This is a genomic window from Aquimarina callyspongiae (assembly GCF_034322225.1).
Lineage (GTDB): Bacteria > Bacteroidota > Bacteroidia > Flavobacteriales > Flavobacteriaceae > Aquimarina.
Genome location: NZ_JAXLPA010000001.1, coordinates 571,588 through 590,427, shown reverse-complemented (window position 1 = coordinate 590,427; position 18,840 = coordinate 571,588). Strand labels below are relative to the sequence as shown.

16 protein-coding genes are annotated in these 18,840 nt (G+C 32.4%); 9 read left to right on the top strand and 7 right to left on the bottom strand.

Annotated elements, in window-relative coordinates; all coding sequences use genetic code 11:
- Window positions 1-41: 41 nt before the first annotated feature.
- The 3 genes from U0D62_RS02470 to U0D62_RS02460 all read right to left on the bottom strand — a co-directional run bounded on the left by U0D62_RS02470 (window position 42) and on the right by U0D62_RS02460 (window position 7,985).
- Window positions 42-1,109: a helix-turn-helix domain-containing protein gene (locus tag U0D62_RS02470; protein ID WP_322193702.1), complete on the bottom strand. Its 1,068-nt coding sequence runs from the start codon at window positions 1,107-1,109 to the stop codon at window positions 42-44.
- Between the two features lie 91 nt (window positions 1,110-1,200).
- Window positions 1,201-1,857 carry a DUF2459 domain-containing protein gene (locus tag U0D62_RS02465; protein ID WP_322193701.1) on the bottom strand — a complete coding sequence of 219 codons (657 nt, stop codon included), beginning with the start codon at window positions 1,855-1,857 and terminating at the stop codon, window positions 1,201-1,203.
- 23 nt (window positions 1,858-1,880) lie between these two features.
- Window positions 1,881-7,985 carry an alpha-2-macroglobulin family protein gene (locus U0D62_RS02460; RefSeq protein ID WP_322193700.1) on the bottom strand — a complete coding sequence of 2,035 codons (6,105 nt, stop codon included), beginning with the start codon at window positions 7,983-7,985 and terminating at the stop codon, window positions 1,881-1,883.
- A gap of 263 nt (window positions 7,986-8,248) precedes the next feature.
- Here U0D62_RS02460 and U0D62_RS02455 point away from each other — a divergent pair, with 263 nt between their 5' ends.
- The 3 genes from U0D62_RS02455 (at window position 8,249) to U0D62_RS02450 (ending at window position 10,111) form a co-directional block, all read left to right on the top strand.
- Window positions 8,249-9,601, top strand: a complete 1,353-nt coding sequence (locus U0D62_RS02455) for a UDP-N-acetylmuramate--L-alanine ligase (RefSeq protein ID WP_322193699.1) — start codon at window positions 8,249-8,251, stop codon at window positions 9,599-9,601.
- A 140-nt stretch (window positions 9,602-9,741) separates the two neighbouring features.
- Window positions 9,742-9,954, top strand: coding sequence for a superinfection immunity protein (locus U0D62_RS25520; RefSeq protein WP_416135527.1), 213 nt, complete (start codon window positions 9,742-9,744; stop codon window positions 9,952-9,954).
- Window positions 9,955-9,991: 37 nt separating this feature from the next.
- Window positions 9,992-10,111 carry an SHOCT domain-containing protein gene (locus tag U0D62_RS02450; protein ID WP_322193698.1) on the top strand — a complete coding sequence of 40 codons (120 nt, stop codon included), beginning with the start codon at window positions 9,992-9,994 and terminating at the stop codon, window positions 10,109-10,111.
- A gap of 23 nt (window positions 10,112-10,134) precedes the next feature.
- On the opposite strand, the gene U0D62_RS02445 is transcribed toward U0D62_RS02450, so the two are convergent.
- The 3 genes from U0D62_RS02445 to U0D62_RS02435 all read right to left on the bottom strand — a co-directional run bounded on the left by U0D62_RS02445 (window position 10,135) and on the right by U0D62_RS02435 (window position 11,743).
- Window positions 10,135-10,734: an FMN-binding negative transcriptional regulator gene (locus U0D62_RS02445; RefSeq protein WP_322193697.1), complete on the bottom strand. Its 600-nt coding sequence runs from the start codon at window positions 10,732-10,734 to the stop codon at window positions 10,135-10,137.
- Complete coding sequence (locus tag U0D62_RS02440) at window positions 10,735-11,178, bottom strand: DUF1569 domain-containing protein (protein WP_322193696.1); 444 nt, start codon at window positions 11,176-11,178, stop codon at window positions 10,735-10,737.
- A gap of 121 nt (window positions 11,179-11,299) precedes the next feature.
- Complete coding sequence (locus U0D62_RS02435) at window positions 11,300-11,743, bottom strand: hypothetical protein (protein ID WP_322193695.1); 444 nt, start codon at window positions 11,741-11,743, stop codon at window positions 11,300-11,302.
- A gap of 222 nt (window positions 11,744-11,965) precedes the next feature.
- On the opposite strand from U0D62_RS02435, the gene radC reads away from it, so the two are divergent.
- From radC to U0D62_RS02405, 6 genes are read left to right on the top strand one after another with little or no spacing between them, the layout of a single operon-like run.
- On the top strand, window positions 11,966-12,664 hold the full coding sequence (radC, locus tag U0D62_RS02430) for a RadC family protein (protein ID WP_322193694.1): 699 nt from the start codon (window positions 11,966-11,968) through the stop codon (window positions 12,662-12,664).
- A gap of 9 nt (window positions 12,665-12,673) precedes the next feature.
- Complete coding sequence (locus U0D62_RS02425) at window positions 12,674-13,984, top strand: polysaccharide deacetylase family protein (protein WP_322193693.1); 1,311 nt, start codon at window positions 12,674-12,676, stop codon at window positions 13,982-13,984.
- Complete coding sequence (locus tag U0D62_RS02420) at window positions 13,968-14,654, top strand: YjjG family noncanonical pyrimidine nucleotidase (RefSeq protein ID WP_322193692.1); 687 nt, start codon at window positions 13,968-13,970, stop codon at window positions 14,652-14,654. Before U0D62_RS02425 ends, U0D62_RS02420 begins: the two co-directional genes overlap by 17 nt.
- 48 nt (window positions 14,655-14,702) lie before the next feature.
- Window positions 14,703-15,278 (top strand): hypothetical protein, encoded by a 576-nt coding sequence (locus tag U0D62_RS02415; RefSeq protein WP_322193691.1) that lies wholly within the window; start codon window positions 14,703-14,705, stop codon window positions 15,276-15,278.
- Window positions 15,275-16,678: a DUF5723 family protein gene (locus U0D62_RS02410; RefSeq protein WP_322193690.1), complete on the top strand. Its 1,404-nt coding sequence runs from the start codon at window positions 15,275-15,277 to the stop codon at window positions 16,676-16,678. The genes U0D62_RS02415 and U0D62_RS02410 overlap by 4 nt, the downstream gene beginning before the upstream one ends.
- Window position 16,679: 1 nt before the next feature.
- Entirely contained in the window at window positions 16,680-17,522 is an 843-nt protein-coding gene (locus U0D62_RS02405) for a hypothetical protein (protein WP_322193689.1), read from the top strand.
- A gap of 3 nt (window positions 17,523-17,525) precedes the next feature.
- On the opposite strand, the gene U0D62_RS02400 is transcribed toward U0D62_RS02405, so the two are convergent.
- Complete coding sequence (locus tag U0D62_RS02400; RefSeq protein WP_322193688.1) at window positions 17,526-18,803, bottom strand: replication-associated recombination protein A; 1,278 nt, start codon at window positions 18,801-18,803, stop codon at window positions 17,526-17,528.
- Window positions 18,804-18,840: the final 37 nt, after the last annotated feature.

Here is an 18,840-nt window from a genome sequence, read left to right as displayed (position 1 = left end):
GTAAATTTGAGAACTTATAAGACGAGAATGGAACTTATTAATTAATCAGTACTTATTTCTTTTTTAAACTGACCTGGTGTTTTTCCAGTGATTTTTTTAAAGTGATGAAAGAATGCTGATTTAGAATTAAAGCCAGATTCATATCCCAAACCTTCTAAGGTAAGATTTTGATTTTTTCCTTCTTTTATTCTATTTGTGGCATAGGTTACTCTTTTAGTATTTACTAAATCATAGAATGTAGTATTCATTTCTGAATTTATGATTTGAGAAAGGTGGTGTTTAGGAATATCTACAGATGTAGATAGAACAGCTAAAGAGAAATCTGGATGGAGATAGGCATCATTTTCTTGAAAAAAATGATCGATCATATTCCTATATACAGTCATCTCTTTATTTTTTAAAGGACTGTGTTTATATTTCTTTTCTTCGATGATAGATTCGGAAGGAACTTCGGGTCTGTAAACCATCCCGTATTTTAATCCATAAAATCCAATAACAGTAACAAGAATAACATATCGCAATACATCCCAAATTTCAAAATATCGCACACCAACCATTAATTCTGTTGTGAGTCGTATGATGCTAATCCCTGTACTGATTAGAAATAAGAATGCAATGATTCTAATCCAGGAAAGTTCTAATATACTACTATCAGCTTTGTTGTTTTTTAAAAAGTCTAGTTTTTTGTTATAAGCATATAATATATACAGAGGATAAAAAGTTAGCGAGATCAGTTTTGCAAAGAGTGTTGTTATTTCCCATTGTAGTTCTGAAGTTTTTGGAATAAAAAAGCTAATGATCAGAAAGATTAGAAATGGTAAAAAATGAAGCTGGTCAATTTTACGGAGTTCTTGATTAAATATTGACTTTGTATATAATAAGAAAAAAGGAGCATGTAATAAACCGATGGTCATTATAAGTATTTCCATGGCATCACTAGGATGTAATCTTTTGTTGATCCCGATTAGTAAATGAATAGCGAATACTAAAAACCAAAATATCAAAATCCAATCGGGTAATTTTCTTTTCTTTTTTAGGACAATGAGTAAGGCAAATAAAATGCTTTGAATAGCGCCAATTCCAGAAATTATAGCGAATACATTTGACATTTTAATATAAAGTTATATTGAGGTAAGATAGCAATTATTATTACAAGCCTAGGTATAAATTATAAATCAGCAATGATCAGAGTTGTTGGCTTTAATTGACTTGTTTTTTATGAATACTCAATAAACCAAAATCAAAAGGAGTCCATAAACAAGCTTTGGTATCGCTTTGTTTTAATCCGGTATTTACCCAGGTATTACAGGTGTTAAAACCGTTATAATTTCCATTAGCTTCATAAAAATTATCATATGTTCCATAGCTTATTCCGGGTAAAATTATTTTATTATTTCCTTGATGAGTTTTAAAAGTATCTTGTATATAGGTATTAATCTTTATAAGTTGTACAGAGGTCATTTTTATAGGTAACCAATCGTTTCTTTGGGTTCTATACCTTGAAACGTGTAACAAAGCTGGAGTATTAATGAAAGCTGCTTTATATCGATCTATTGTGGTGAAATCTAAAGAAGTAGCGGCTTTTATGTAATAGTTTCTATCACCCCACCCAAATGAAAAAAAGACATCATTGTTATGATATAATCCATCTAATAAAGTAGGGCTTAGTATCGTCTTGGGAATAATGATTTCTAGATGCATACCATTAGATGAAAGGTAAATGGTATGTTCTTTTTCTATGTCCTGTTTTTCATTATTTACGGTGATATACGTAAAAGCCAGAGATACTACGAGATACAGAATAGGAAACATTAGAATGATTCCAAGTACTTTTAATGCTTTTTTCGCTATTCTCATATTTCTAATTACAAAAATTGATCTTACTCAACTTTTACTCTTACTCCTTCAGAATGACTACTAAATTCTGGAGCATACATGCTTTGAATAGTAGTTATACCATTAGAAAAATCTCCTTTATTATTTACTCTAAGATCATATTCGAATACATAAATTCCTTTTGGCAAATAGTCAAAGAAAAAGTTGGTCGAGGCATCTTTTGTGCTTTCGTAATACCCTAAACCATCTTGCCATTTATATTGAGAGATAACATTGATAGGCTCAAGACCAGAAGCTCGCATATCTTTCATATGCACAAATTCCATAGCACGATCTGATCTTAACTCAATACGTACTCGTACCAAATCTCCTAATTGTAACTGTGAATCTTTAGTTACCTCTGTAATTTCTTCTCCTGTATCAGTATTCTTTTTTAAGAATAGTTTTTTCTTGAGTTGAAGAGGTGTCTTTGCAGAAGTTATCTTATCTAAATCTTCAAAGTATTGCCAATATAAAGCTCCCCAGGCAATACCTTTTCCTTTTTTGGTGATCTTAGCGGTTGCCATTTCGGGTTTTACTTCATTAGTGTTCCAGGAAGTTTTAAAATATCCAGTTCCTGCTTCTACTTTTACATCATCGATCTGACTGGGATCAATTTTTTGATTGCCTAATACAATTTCTACCATATCGGTTACAGATAACCAATCGCTACCTTGCAATAATAAAGCATATACGGCATCAGAAGTAGCTTTGGTGGTTTGCCAACGATTAGTTTGTTTGTTTTTAAGTAACCAAACCTTTAGGTTATCTACAATTTCTGTACGTTTAGGTTCTTGCTCAATTTCTGAGAATACCTCGATCATCAGCGATTGTGTTTCAATCGGTGCTTGATACCAGAACCAGCTAGAGGTGTTGGATTTCCAATACATTCCTAGTTCTTCACTTGTAATACTATTTTCATCCAGCGATCGGATAATCTTAGTGGCGGTAGAGGTATCATTATTCCTATGTAGTATTAGGGATAGCATTCCCTGAGCATATAAGCTTCGTTTTAACCAATATTTTTTTGATTGCCCCAAGTAATAATTCCAGGCTTCATCAGTATCTTTAGATCTTTTGATATCCTTAAAGAAACTACGCATATACAAATAGTGCATCTGGGTATAACTTAAATGATCTTTATTGATATCGATTTTATTTTTTTCGCAATATCTTTTAAGCTTGTTATATTCTTTGACAAACTCTTGATCGAGGTATCGAATAGCATTCTGTAACATATTCCTGGTATCCTGGTTATTTTGTGTAACCTCTAATTTATTAAGATGACCAAACCCAGTAACGATATGTTGAGTGATAAATCTATTTTCTCGACCTCCTTGAAACCAAGGAAAAGCTCCAGAACCGTACTGCATTTGTTTTAGTTTATTAATAGCAGACTGCAACTCGTTATTCATTTTGTTAAGGTCAAAAAGTAATGCAATTCTTTTTTTCTGTTCGGTCTCGCTTTGTGCATCTCTTAACCAAGGAGTTTCTTGTATGATCAGAGATTTAAGTTCCTGGTTTTTTTCAAGATTACTAAGTAAGGCATCGGTATTTTTCCATTGATTAAATACTTCTTGAATTCTTGGATTAGAATTAGCAATATGACTAGCCAAAGAATTGGCGTAGTACCTAGAAAATGTTTGTTCTGCACACTCATAAGGATACTCCATTAAATATGGTAATGCTTGTACAGCATACCAAGCAGGATTAGAGGTCATCTCTAAAGTAAGCTTGTGGTGTTTTAATGTTTCAGATTTATTATTTTTGAGTTTAGCCAATGTGAATGTCTTAGTTTGATCTGATCGAATCCACATGGGTAAGGTTTCTGTCACTAGCATTCTATTGGATAAGACGGGTAGCATATTTTGTTCACCATCAGAGAAATCCCCGGCTTTGGCAACAATTTTATATTGTACGGTCTGTATATTATCCGGAATTGCTAGATCCCAGGATATATTGGTGTTTCCTTTTGTTTTTACTTCAAAACTCTGACGAGCAGTGGTATTTTTTAAATCGGTGTCAATAGATTTTCCTGTAAATGCATCTACTAATTGTAACTCTATAACACCACTAAGATCTTTGGATGCTAAATTTGATACTTTAGTACTTAAAGTGATCTTATCACCTTCTCTAAGAAATCTTGGAGGATTAGGAAGTACCATTAACTCTTTTTGAGTTACAGCTTCAAGGGTTGTAGTTGCTGATTTAAGATCCTTGGTATGCGTTAGTAACTGTAATTTCCATTTGGTTAATGCTTCTGGAGCTGTAAAGTTAAAACTTACATTACCTTCTGGATCTGTAGTTAATTGTGGAAAGAAAAAAGCAGTTTCCTGTAAATTTTTACGGATTTTAACTCCTTCTAAAGAGGGTTCTTTTGTTTTTTCAGCTTGACTTCCAGAATCCTTTGCTTTATCAGATTCTTTATTTTCTTCTTTGGAAAAGGCAACTAACTGAGAAGATTCTTCTAATTCAGCATCGTCACCATTGATACCTTCTGCAGACATCTCCATAGGAGCAGAAGCTACAGGAGCAGATTTTGATCTTCTTTGATTTCCTAATCGATCATAGTTATATCTAATGTTTCCAAAATATAACCCATACCAGTTAAGCTGATCAAAGTATTGAGTACTATAGGAGTTGCTACGTCCTGGATTATTGAAAATACTGAAATTGTTAGTGATAAAACTACGACCTGATTGTCTTTTGTTATACGAGTAATAGCTTGGCCTGTTAATAGGATTGAAATACCATTGATGAGGTTTGAATTGATCTAATGAAGCATCGTACATACTAGCTAATAATTCTGAAGTGACTTTGTCACCTTTCGGTCCTTTTATAGTAAAACTCCAGGTTTCTTGTTGGCCTGGTAAAAGTTTGTCTCTAAAAGTTTTGGTCTCTATACTAAGCTCGGTAGGAGCATAGGGTACAGATATAGGAAGGATACCACTTTGATAACTGTTATAATTTACAAAGCTATACTGAACAGAAAAACCTCCGAGATCTTCTTTGTTTACCGGGATTTTAATGGTTTTGCTGTTTTCTGACAGTTTAATAAGTCTGGTATCAACGATGGAGTGATTTTTTTCGATATCTACGGTAACTGTAATATCTTTTGAAGCAGAGCTAAAGGTGATTACAACTTCATTACCGATCTCATAGGATGTTTTATCAGTTGTAACCTGAAACAATTGCTGATCACTAATGGTTTTATCATTTTGGCTGTACACAGTGATGTATTGGATATCTTTTACTTCTTGCCCAAATCGATCTTTGGTGTCAAGCTCTATGATATATTTGCCGGATTTCCATTTTTTAATATTCCCTAGCTTTAACTCTTGAGTTCCTGTACTATTATTTTTAGACTCCTGGGTGTTAAAAGCTTTGTCATATACTAATTTACCTTTTTCCCATTTACGAAAGTCGTCTTCATTTCCAAAAGCATCATGAGGGAACAATTTTTTAAACTCTTCTTCTTTGAAACCTTTATAATCAGGAGCTTTCCAAGGTCTTATACGCAATGGTTTTTCAGATCCTTTTAGTTTGAAAATTTTTATATTTCCGTTGGCAGCTACAGATTCATTATTAAGGTTAGTTGTAGCGACTGTCAGTAAATGATCATTTTTAGTTTTATCAATTTTGTTTGATGTTCTGATATTGGCAATTAGCGCATGATATCCCACGTTAACCACGGTAGTAGTACTACGAGTTTCTCCATTAATGTCTGTAACATCTGCAGTAATTTCATAGTTAAAAACAGGTAAATCTTTTTTTGAAACACTTAGGTCAGGAAGCGCAGCAAAATCGATTTTATATTCTCCTTTATCATTAGTTTTTGTTTCTCCATGAGTGATTTCTTGTGATTCTGAAGATATACCTGGCCAATACCAATAGTACCAATGAGGATATTGCACTTTTCTATGCACGCGATAAACAACCTTGGCATCGGTGATATTACTGCCGGCATAAGCTTTAGCAACTCCCGTAAGTTTTATAGTGTCATTGATTTTATAAGTTTCTGTTACAGGATCAAAATTGGTTTCAAATTTTGGACGTTTGTATTCTTCAACAGAAAAAGAAGTGCTTCCGTAATTATTGGTTCCTATTGTATAGTTTCCTGTTAATCCTGAAGATGGTAAAATAAACTCGCCTGCAAAAGATCCGTATTCATTTGTTTTAAAGTTAAGTGTTTTTATCTCTTGACCGTTTACATCTCTAAGTGTGGCATAGGCAGATTGATCAGGTAGTACTTTAAATTCATCTGCACCCTTTGAAGACATCATAATCCCTTTAAAATATACTGTTTGACCAGGTCTATAGATACTTCTATCGGTAAATAAAAATGTAGAATAACGATTTTTGTCCTCCTGATGATTAGGGTCATAAGATTTATTTAAGTAATATCCCTCAAAATAGGCACTGTCTTTTTCAAAAGTAACCGCAGCGGAAACCCCATAATAATAATCTTTGGTTGTTAGATGTGCCTGTCCTTTTTCATCTGTAGTTAATGTTTTATTAAGTGTATTTCTACTTCTTCTTTGATTTTCTGTTTTTAAATGAATTTTGGCGTTAGCAATAGGGCTTCCATTATTACGATCTACCACCTGAAAGCTTAATTTTTCTGGAGTTGTGTTTTCTAAAAGTGCAAGATTACTTACCTGTAAATCTCCATAAGAAAACATACTTTTTGCAGAAAGATCTTTTGAAACTGTTGCTACAATAAGATATTGCCCGTTGTCTAATGCTGGCAATAATACTTCTGTGGTATGTGTTTGATAATCTTGTTCATTACAAATCTCGGCATCCCAGGTTTCATTTACGGTTAAGGATTGTAATAACTCTAATTGATCTTTAACTCTATAATATTGATTTAACTGTTTGAGCTGTGTTTGATTAATTTTTAAAGCTCTAAAATAGAGTTTATTCTGATTCTTATAAGTTATTAATAACCTGCCAGGTGTTTGAATCGGAACATATTTCTCTGTTTGCAATGCAACCTCAGAATGAAGGATTTGATCTCTTATAATGGTACATTTATTGGCACCTCTGGATTTAGGAAACTTTTTGATAGCAGCTTCACATAATTCTAAAGCATCTTTTAGTTTCCAACGATTAATTTCATTTTTTCCTGCTTCATAGGATCCTGCTTGTACATTAAATACCGATGCAATCTCATAATCATATAATGTAGAAACCTCGAGATTTTTAACTTTTTCTTTTTCAATTAATAATGTTCCTATTTGGACCGCTTGTTTGTTAGGGAAGGTAGCATTATAATTTACAAATTTGATGCGTTCAATATTTACCTCGGTCAACGCATCGGGTGTTTTGCTTTTGGTATGAAACTGAATTAAGTTTTGGAATAATTTTAAAGCATGAAACTGTAGAGAAAGAGAATCTTTTGTTTCCATTTTTAAGGTAGAAAACACAGCATGTTCTTTAAGGTATTTTGGATCATCTATCTCAAATGCATATGAAGGTTTGGTGATATTGGTTTCTGATGTTTTATAAAACCGTAGTGCATTATGGGCTAGAAAATCATAAAGGGTAGGTCTATATTTTTTAGAATCTTTTTGTTTGATTAGTAATTCATCAAATCTATCAAGTTTTGTTTGCTGAGCCAGCGCTTTATCCTGAAGCGATTTTTGGTAGTATACATGAATTTCTGCAAATAATGTCTCCAGATCCCAAGTCCTAAAATCTTCCTGATCTACCTTTTTTGAGGTTTGGGTTCTGTCATAAAACCTCCATCTGTTTTGCTCAAAATATTGCCAATACAGTTTTGCAAGAATATTCTCTAAGAGATTTCTTTTAGGGAAATCACTTTGTTCGATTTCACTTTTGAATTCTTTTATAATATTTAATTGAGCATCTTCTTCAAGGGTAAGCAAGTATTTTGCTTTATACATCAAAGCTTTTATAGTCTGATTTTGATTGTTTTGTTTTTTTGCTTTACTGTAGATTTCTTCTACAACTCCCAAAGCAGATTTTGGCAACCCTTCCTGATCAAAACTTTGTACTTTGTCCCAATCATTTTTATAATTGTCCTGACTCATCATATAGTTTAAGTTTGATATACAGATTATAATAAAGATGATGTACTTTTTCATGTTGAATGGTTTATGATTGTAATTACAGAATACAACTCCTGTACCAATTTTTTTAGAATCCTAAATAGCCTATCTGTAAATAACATTATAAAGCTACGTATTTGAAACGATAAATGAGTAAAATAGTTGTTTTGATTAGTGTATGATTGTGGTTGTTGAGTAAATGATAATTTGAATGCATTGACTTTGTGTATTTTTCATTACTCGATAGTTTCTTTATCCAAGGTAGGTTGTATATTTACCTACTGATTTAAGATTTAATTATGCGAGTACATTTTATAGCAATAGGTGGTAGTGCAATGCACAATCTTGCAATTGCTTTACATCAAAAGGGATATCAGGTTACAGGAAGTGATGATACTATTTTTGAACCTTCAAAATCCAGATTAGAGCGATATGGATTATTACCTGAAGAGTTTGGATGGTTTTCTGAAAAAATTACATCAGATCTTGATGCTATTATTTTAGGAATGCACGCTAAAAAAGATAATATAGAACTTCTAAAAGCGCAAGAGTTAGGTGTAAAAATATATTCATACCCTGAGTTTTTGTATGAGCAATCAAAAGATAAAACACGAGTAGTAATTGGCGGATCTCATGGTAAGACGACTATTACCTCAATGATTCTTCATGTATTACATTATCATGATAGGGAGGTAGATTATATGGTAGGAGCACAGCTTGAAGGATTTGATACCATGGTTCATTTAACAGAAGACAACGATTTTATGGTCTTAGAAGGTGATGAATATTTATCTTCACCAATTGATAGAAGGCCAAAGTTTCATTTGTATAAACCTAATATAGCTTTGTTAAGTGGGATTGCCTGGGATCATATTAATGTTTTTCCTACCTATGATAACTATGTAGAGCAATTTCAAATTTTTGTAGATAGTATTGTAACAGGAGGAAGTATAAATTATAATGAAGAAGATGCTGAAGTTGTAAAAGTGGTAGAAAATTCTGAAAATCAAATCAGAAAAATACCGTATACTACTCCCCATTATAGTATTGTTGATGGTGAAACATTATTAGATACTCCAGAAGGAGAAATGCCAATAGAGGTGTTTGGGGCTCATAACCTCAGTAACCTTGCTGGAGCTAAGTGGATCTGTCAACATATGGGGATCGATGAAGATGATTTTTATGAGGCAATCTCGTCGTTTAAAGGAGCCTCTAAAAGGTTGGAGAAAATTGCAGAGAGTTCTACAGCTGTAGCTTATAAAGATTTTGCTCATAGCCCATCAAAAGTAGCAGCTACCACTAAAGCTGTAAAAGAACAATATACTAACAGAAAACTAGTCGCATGCCTAGAACTACATACCTATAGTAGTCTAAATGCAGAGTTTTTAAAGGAATATGAAGGAGCACTTGATAAAGCAGATGAAGCTGTTGTGTTTTTCTCTCCGGATGCCGTTAAAATCAAACAACTTGAGGAAGTTACAGCAAATCAGATAGGAGATGCTTTTAATAGAGATGATCTTATTATTTATACGAATCCAGATCAATTTCAACAATATCTAAAAACTAAAGATTTTTCAAACTCAACACTATTGTTAATGAGTAGTGGTAATTACGGAGGATTGAACTTTAATGAGGTAAAATCTATGATTTAGATAAAAATCAGTATCAAGTATTTACTTTAAGCATGTTTTATAAAAACAATAAAATTGTAGTAGTTTAGTAACCAGGTGAGTAATGTAGTTCATTCAATACTTGTCTTATCTAGATATTAATTTATAACATTCTTAATAGTATGAACTTTTTATTTCAACTTAATTCAGACTTGTCAGAACAGGATACTGTGATCGTAATTATGTTGATCGTGACTGCAGTATTGTATTTCATACCGTCCATAATCGCATTGTTAAGAATGAAAAGGAATTGGGTTGCTATTGTTGCTTTAAACTTTTTTTCTGGGGTGGAGTGTTATTGGTTGGGTGGTTTCATTGGTATGGAGTCTGTCTAGAGATAATAAACCAACTCAAATAGTAGTGAATAAACAAATGCCTAAATCAGTAGAAGATGAGGTTGATAAATTAACTAAACTAAAAAAACTCATGGATGAAGGGGCAATTACTCAAGAAGAATTTAATCAGCAAAAGAGTATTATTTTAAAAAAATAGTTAAGTAAATAACAAGTGAGCTATTAAAAATGCTTTTGAAATAGCTCATTAACAAAATTTGCAATGTTTTTTTGATTGTTTTTAATAAGTTCCTGCTTTGCATTTTCAATATCTGCTGGGGTTTTATCCTGGCTTAACTTAAACTTTCCTTCCCAGTTTTTAACTTCTATTTCAAAGCAATGTATATAAGGAACTAAGCGATCCATTCTGGGATCCTCTATTGACAGCTTAAAATTTTGACTCTCACCCTCTAAGAATTTGGTCATAACTATCATGGATTCCTTGACAATTTTAGAATCGGTAATTTCTTTTACAGTTCCAGTAGCGTGAGAGATAACATAATTCCAGGTAGGTAGTTGTTTTGTAACATAGATTGAAGGAGATATGTATGTTTGCGGTCCTTGAAAAACAGCCGTAACAGGATAGTTATCCTTTAATAATTCAATATGAGGATTGTTTCGATCAATATGACCTACTAATTTTTCTCCATGAAAAATAAGAGGAGCATGCGTTACAAATGGAGTTTTATCCTTGGCTGATATTAATGTCGCAAAAGGATAAGATAATGCTACCTCTTTAATGTTCTCAATCTTACTTTCTTGATGATGTTTAGGCGGATACACTTATGAGTTGAATTGATTTAGATGATGATCCAGGTGCTTATATTGCATTTGTCCCCATTGTTGTGGTGTGAATTTTCCAAACATAGGATGAGGAGCCCATTCAGAAATATTTCTCTTGCTAGAGAATTCAGAAACCAAGGTTAACAATTCTTGTTTTTCTTGCTCAAAATCTTTTTGTTCAACAACCTTTAACTTAGAGTGTGTAGGTAAATTTTTTCTCCAGGGTTTATCATTATACATAGATTTTTTGAAGAATAATTTAGCCAATAAATTGGGCTTGAGTTCAGGATGTTTTTTTTGTAATGCAATTTTTAATGGGAATTGACAATGATGAATCATTTGAGAAATATTCATCTTTCCCCAGCTAGGTGTACTAGTATTTGATAATTTACCAATACGATTTTCTATTTCGTTTTTTGTAGCCTCATCAAACAAGGATTTCATCTCTGGTTATTTAAAAATTACAGTTATAAAAATAATGTAAATTATTTTAAAAAACGCATTAAAAACCTTGCTGTAACAATTATTTTGCGCAGCGTGTAAAATTAATAAAGTTTTGAAGGGCTTAGCTTACTTCGTCAAAAAGTTGTCTAAGAAAATTATCCATATCATCCTTTACCGATATATTAGCAGGAGTTGCAAGATTCATCATTAAAGGTTGATCTTTAATTTTCCCTTGGATAAAATATTGATATGTAGTACCAGTTTTGAACTTATATCCTTTTAACTCAAATCCAAAACATACAAAAGTAATTTCAGTCTTACCGCCATTAGCTTCTTCAAATGCAGTAATTGTAGCATCAAAAACAGCAGAAAGCATGTCTCCACTATAATAATCCCATTTTACTGTAGTTCCGTTACAAGCTTGCAATTCATATTCGGATTGAGCTTGACATCCCCTTGGGACTTGTATGTGATTTCCTACTAAATCTAAAAAAGAAATTTTCTTGTCTTGACCATAAAAACTAAATGTAGACAATACTAAAAATAGAGTAAAAATATTCTTCATAAATAGGTTATTTTGAGGTTATTTAAATGTTTGATTTTGGGCTTAACGGCTGTAAAGATAGTAAAACTTTCATTTTCAAACAAATATATCTTCAGTTTTGGCCTTGGTTAAGGGGGGATGAGGAGCTAGATATATAATAATCATATAATAATATGCTGTATTTTAGAGAAATAGTTTATACTTACTCAGGTTTTAGGGAAATTAAAAAAATAAAATATTAATATGATTGAACTTAATTCTTCATTTTCTATCAAGGAATGGAGTGAAAATGATCGCCCAAGAGAGAAATTGATCGTTAAAGGGAAGAATGCTCTTAGTGATGCAGAATTAATAGCGATTCTTATTGGATCTGGTAATAGAGAAGAGAGTGCTGTAGAGTTAAGTAAGCGAATTATGGCAAGTGTGAATCATCAATTACATGCGTTAGGTAAACTATCTGTGAAGCAACTTATGGATTTTAAAGGAATAGGAGAGGCAAAAGCAATATCTATTGTTGCTGCTTTAGAGCTAGGTAGAAGAAGAAGGGATGAAGATGCACCAGTAATGCCCAAAATAACAAGTAGTTTAGATGTCTTTAAAGTAATGCAACCTTTTATCGGGGATTTGGAACATGAAGAGTTCTGGGTATTATATCTTAATAATGCGAATAAAATAATTCAAAAGAAACAAATAAGTATAGGAGGTAAAACAGGTACCTTAGTTGACGCTAGATTAGTATTTAGATCCGCATTAGAATTTGGTGCGACTGCTATAATTTTAGCACATAACCATCCAAGTGGAGGATTAACTCCAAGCGCTGCAGATAAAACACTGACTCAAAAATTAAAACAAGCTGGTATGAGTTTAGATATAAAACTATTGGATCACCTGATAATTACAGAAAAAGACTATTTTAGCTTTGCTGATAAATCAATATTATAACCCGGATTTATGTTACTGATCTACGTGCAAAAAATTACTCCCAGGGTTTCTTATACATTTAAACAAATTTGTAAAAGAATTTTAGGGTTGGAAATAGATTTTACTTCAAAGATAGAGTCGTTTATAGCACATGATGGACCTAAATTTTCTTATGGAAAAAAGCCTTTGGGGAAAGAACTTTATTTCCAAAGTGTTGAGTTGCTTTTTGAGCATGGGTTGAATGAAGTCGAAACTCAAGTAGTCGATTGGGAAGATACAAAGTGCTTTTTTCAGGTTAAACACGCTAATGCAGCATTACCGTTTGATATTTTTGCAGCATCTTTTTATTTACTTAGTCGGTATGAAGAATATCTTCCACATGTAAAAGATGATCTAGGTCGTTTTATGGTGGATGAGAGTATTGCTTTTAAAGGAGGTTTTTTGCAAGATCCAGTAGTAGATATTTGGGCTTATAAGTTAAAAGAGGTAATCCTTGAAAAATATCCCGAAATACAATTTGGTAAAAGAAAGTTTAGAGTTATACCTATAGTTACAGTTTCTCAAACCTTTGCATATAGGCAAAAAGGAATTCTAAGATCTGTTGGAGGAGGGCTTCGGGATTTATGGTTTCTTAAATTAGGAGAGTTTACAGATAGAATTAGAGTGCTAATGGGATTTAAAAAAGATCCTTATGATACATTTGACGAGTTAATTAGATTACAAATTAGAAAAAAAAGAGATTTAAAAGTTCTATTTGGTCTTGGAGATTATTCTAATTATGAAAAAAATATAAATCATAATAATCAAAAACATAGATCTTTAATAAAACACGCTGGGGATTATATAGATATAGGACTTAAGGTGTCATATGAAGCCATTTCTAATTTATCTGTTCTTAAAAAAGAAAAAGAGCGAGTAGAAAGTATTGTAAATAGACAATTAAAAAATGCAATATGTGCATTTTTTAAAATAAGATTGCCAGAAGCATATCGCAATTATATTGAATTAGAAATTAGAGAAGATTTTTCTATGGGTTATCCCGGATATTCGGGGTTTAGAGCTGGTACTTGCACTCCTTTTATGTTTTACGATCTTGATTATGAAGTTCAGACTCCTTTAATAATTAATTCTTTCTGCTTTTCAAATTATGATTACAGAAAAGGTGAAAATGAAGCGCTGGTAAGAGAAGAATTAATGTATTGTATAAAGAAAATCAAAGAAGTACAAGGAGTTTTTATTCCTGTTTTTCATAATGAATTGTTTAGTGAGTTAAAAGGACAACCGTTTTGGGGGTCAGTTTTTGAAGAAATTTGGAATTTAGAAGATGAAACATACAGTTAAGCATATATTTTTTGATCTCGATCATACTTTATGGGATTTTGATAAGAACTCTGCTTTAGCTTTTGAGTTAATGTTTGAAAAATTTGATATTCCTCTTGAAATAGATGAGTTTTTAGAGGTGTACCAACCAATTAACATGAAGTATTGGAAATTGTATCGAGAAGAACAGGTTTCTAAAATTCAATTGCGCAGAGGAAGATTGTTCGATGCATTTGCTATTTTTGATTTGAAATATTCTACAAATACTATTGATCAGCTTTCTGAAGATTATATCTCTTTTTTACCATTGAATAATAACTTAATAGAAGGAGCTGTTGATTTATTGGATTACCTACAGCCTAATTACCAGCTTCATATTATTACGAATGGATTTAGAGAAGTACAAAACAATAAACTGTCAAAATCTGGAATCGGGCATTATTTTAAGACTATTACTAATAGCGAAGATGTTGGAGTAAAGAAGCCAAATCCAATTATTTTTGAACATGCTATAGAGATTTCTGGAGCCGAAATTAATAATAGTATTATGATAGGAGATAACTATGAAGCTGATATTATGGGGGCTGAATCGTTGGGAATCAAAACTATATGTTTTAACTATCATAACGATGAAATACCGGTAGAAAATATCCAAGTTTTGAAATTAAAACAGATAAAAAATTATTTATAGTAATAATTATTTGTATATTTTCGTTATCACTAAAACAACTTCCCCCAGATGAAAACGATAAAAACCTATTTATTCATGCTTTCGGCATGCGGAGTTTTACTATTTGCTTCGTGTGTAGAGGATCTCGATTTTGATCAATTAGACGAAGTCGTACTTACTCCTGTATTTGAAGCAGATTTTATTTTTTCGAGATTTGATACTTCAGAATTTGAAGATCCGAACCTACCTCCAGATACGCCCATTGATGTTCCACCAGTAAGAGATACAATAAATTATGATTTGGTCGGGACAGACTTTGCTATAGATAATTTAGAACGAGTTGAATTAACATTTGAGTTTAGAAATACTATAGAAACATCTTTTGAGTTTGAATTTCAATTTTTAAATGATTCTGATCAACCTGTTGGTAACCTTTATATGATGACGGCTAATCCGGGATTAGGAGAAGGTACAGAACCTGTTGTAACTACAGAGATTATTGAATTGGATAATGCAACACTTGCCCAATTAGCATCTGCCAGAAAACTAGCGACAGAAGTTAGGGTTATAAATGCAAACAGTGATCTAAGAGGTTTTGTAGAGTTGAGATCAAAGGGAACTTATTTTGTTAATTACCAATTATGAGAATCGTTATATGCTTTTTTATAGGTTTATGGGGATCTCTTGTGTATTCTCAAAACAAAGAAACCTTGTACGACGTTACAGAACTGCCACAATCGTTATTACTTAATCCAGGTGCAGAAACAAATTTAAAATTTCATGCGGGAATTCCTTTTTTGTCGCAATTTCATATCAATGCAGGGTTAAGAGGAGGGTCTATATATGATGTTTTTGCTGATGATGGAAGAGATATTAATGAAAAGATAGAAAACACCCTTAATAAGCTTACTAGTAGGGATTATGTAACACTTACACAGCAACTGGAGTTTTTTAGCTTTGGTTGGAGAAGTAAGAAAAATCAAAATATTTATTTTTCTGGAGGACTTTATCAAGAACTAGACCTTATCGCTTATTTTCCAAAAGATTTTGCAGTACTAGCGTATCAAGGAAATCAGGATTTTATTAATATCCCGTTTCGATTGTCTAATATTAGTGCTACCGGAGAATTATTGACAGTATATCATTTTGGATATAACAAAAAGGTAAATAAAAAATTAACTTTTGGAGCTAGAGCCAAACTATATTCTAGTATTATTAATTTTAGAAGCACCAATAATAGTGGAACTATTACAACTGTAGAAACTCCTCAAGGGAATAATATTTATCAGCATATAGTGAGTAATGCTAATGTTACTGTTAGAACAGCAGGATATTCTTCATTAAGAGATATAGAATCAGAAGATACTGCTGATGGAGCAAAGCAGGTTAAAAACAAATTTATAGGGAGAGCTCTTCTAGGAGGTAATTTGGGGCTTGGTGTAGATGTTGGATTTTCGTATAAATTAGAAGATCAATGGACATTGACAGGAAGTGCGACAGATATAGGGATGATATTTTACACAAAAGATGTAGAAACCTACCAGGCTCAAGGTAATTATGTTTTTGAAGGGATAGAAACACCAATTATCTCAGGTTCTCAAGGACAAGATATTCTAGATGAATTAGAAGCTGCTATACCTCTAGATACTTTGAGTAAGGCATATGTAGCCTTGAGACCTTTAAAGCTTAATGGATCTATTAAATACTCCTTTAATAGATATGATGATGGAACTTGTAATTGTTATGTACAGGGAGAAGACCCTCCATATACTGACGCTGTAGGATTGCAGTTATTTTCTCAATTTAGACCTAAACGGCCGCAATATGCTGCTTCTGTCTTTTATTACAAAAGGTTGTCCAGGTTTCTAAGAGCAAAAATAAATTATACTATAGATGATTTTTCATATTATAACCTCGGTTTTTTAATTTCTACTCATATTAACAAATTTAATTTCTATATTTCGGCCAATAATGTTTTTGAGTATTCTAATCTGGCTAAGGCAAACGGAATTTCCTTGCAGTTAGGATTTAATTTTATAATGTAATATGAGGAGTATTTTATTTTTAGGGGTGGCACTTTTTTGTACTACGGTACTTTTTGGACAAGGGAATATAAATGATTATAAATATATTATTGTTCCTGAAGGGTATGTGTTTTTAAAGAAAAATGATTCGTATCAACTGAATTCATTGACTAGATTCCTTTTTAAAAAACAAGGATATGACGCTTTTATGCGCGGAGAAAAAATGCCGGAAGATTTGATAGTTAACGGTTGTAAGGCGTTAAGAGTGAATGTAAAAAAAGAATCGGGTTTATTTGCTACAAAACTTATAATAGAGCTATTGGATTGTAACTCTAATGTGGTATATACATCTGGAGTAGGGAGTAGTAGGGAGAAAGAATATAAGAAAGCTTATCAAGAAGCTCTTAGAGGAGCGTTTAAAAGCATTGAGCTTTTGAAATATGAATATAACGGAAGTAAGGAAGTAGAGAACATAAGAAAAAAAGAGTCTATAGCTTCTGAAACAGGAAATAAAGTGGTTGCTAAACAAAAACAAAACCTTCCTAAACCTGAAAAAGAAATTAAAGCACCTAAACCTTTAAAGAAAGAGAGTGTTGTGCCCAAGATTACTTTGCCAAAAGAAGTTACTTATGTATTTAATGCAGTTAACTATGTCTTTAAGCAAAAAGAATATGGTTATGAGTTAAGTAAGGGTGAAAATGCTCAAATAGGTAAAGTTTATTCGGCCAGTAGAGATAATAGTTATATTGTTAGAGCAGGAGAGCTTAGCGGTATAGGATATTTTGATGCATATGGTAATTTTATTCTTGAACGAATTAATCCTGTGACTGACAAACTAATCATTGATACTTTTGCAAGACAGTAAATATTAATATTTATACTTTTCTCCCCATCGGGATTTAAGAAATGTTCTTAATGCATTTTCTCGTTGATTACTTCCTGGCTCATAGAGTTTAGTATCTCTGATTTCGTCAGGAAGAAATTCTTGTTCAACAAAACCATCTTTATGGTTATGCGTGTATTTATAATTTTCGCCATACCCAAGCTCTTTCATTAGTTTAGTGGGAGCATTTCTAATATGTAGTGGGACCGATAAGTCACCGGTTTGTTTTACCAATTGTTGAGCTTTATTTATTGCCATATAAGAGGCATTGCTTTTAGGAGAAGTTGCTAAATATACAGCGCATTGACTTAATATTATTCGAGATTCGGGATATCCAATTGTGGTTACAGCCTGAAAAGTATTATTAGCCATAATCAATGCGGTCGGATTTGCATTACCAATATCCTCTGATGCTAATATGATCATTCTTCTTGCAATAAACTTTAGATCTTCACCACCTTCTATCATTCGAGCTAACCAGTATACTGCAGCATTGGGGTCGCTGCCTCTAACAGATTTTATAAAAGCAGAGATAATATCATAATGTTGCTCTCCTGTTTTATCATACCTCACAGTATTTTGCTGAACCAATTTTGATACTAGATCATTAGTAATATTAATCGTTTTGGTGTCCTGGCTAGAGATAATTAACTCAAAAATATTAAGCAGTTTACGGGCGTCTCCGCCGCTTAATCGTAATAATGCTTCAGTTTCTTTGAGTTGTATGTCTTTTGATTTTAGAAAATCATCCTCTCGCATTGCTCTCTCAAGTAATGCTTCAAGCTCATCTTTGCCAAAAGCATTTAAAACATATACCTGGCAGCGTGATAATAAAGCTGGTATTACTTCAAAACTTGGATTTTCTGTGGTTGCGCCAATTAATGTTACCCAACCTTTTTCTACAGCGCCTAATAAAGAATCTTGTTGAGATTTACTAAATCGGTGAATCTCATCAATAAAAAGTATAGGGTTTTTTGTTGTGAATAAACCTCCACTTTGTTTTGCTTTATCAATTACATCTCTGACTTCTTTAACACCGCTGTTAATAGCACTTAAAATATAGAAGGGGCGATCAGATTCATTAGCTATGATATTGGCGAGTGTTGTTTTTCCTACTCCCGGAGGTCCCCATAGTATTAAAGAAGGTATAATACCTTTTTTTATCTGTTGCGTTAATGAGCCATCATCACCTATTAGATGTTCCTGACTCAAATATTCTTCTAAGGATTTTGGACGTATTCGTTCTGCAAGAGGTTCATTCATAATCGTAAAAATACGCTTTCTATTATTTATTTTTAAT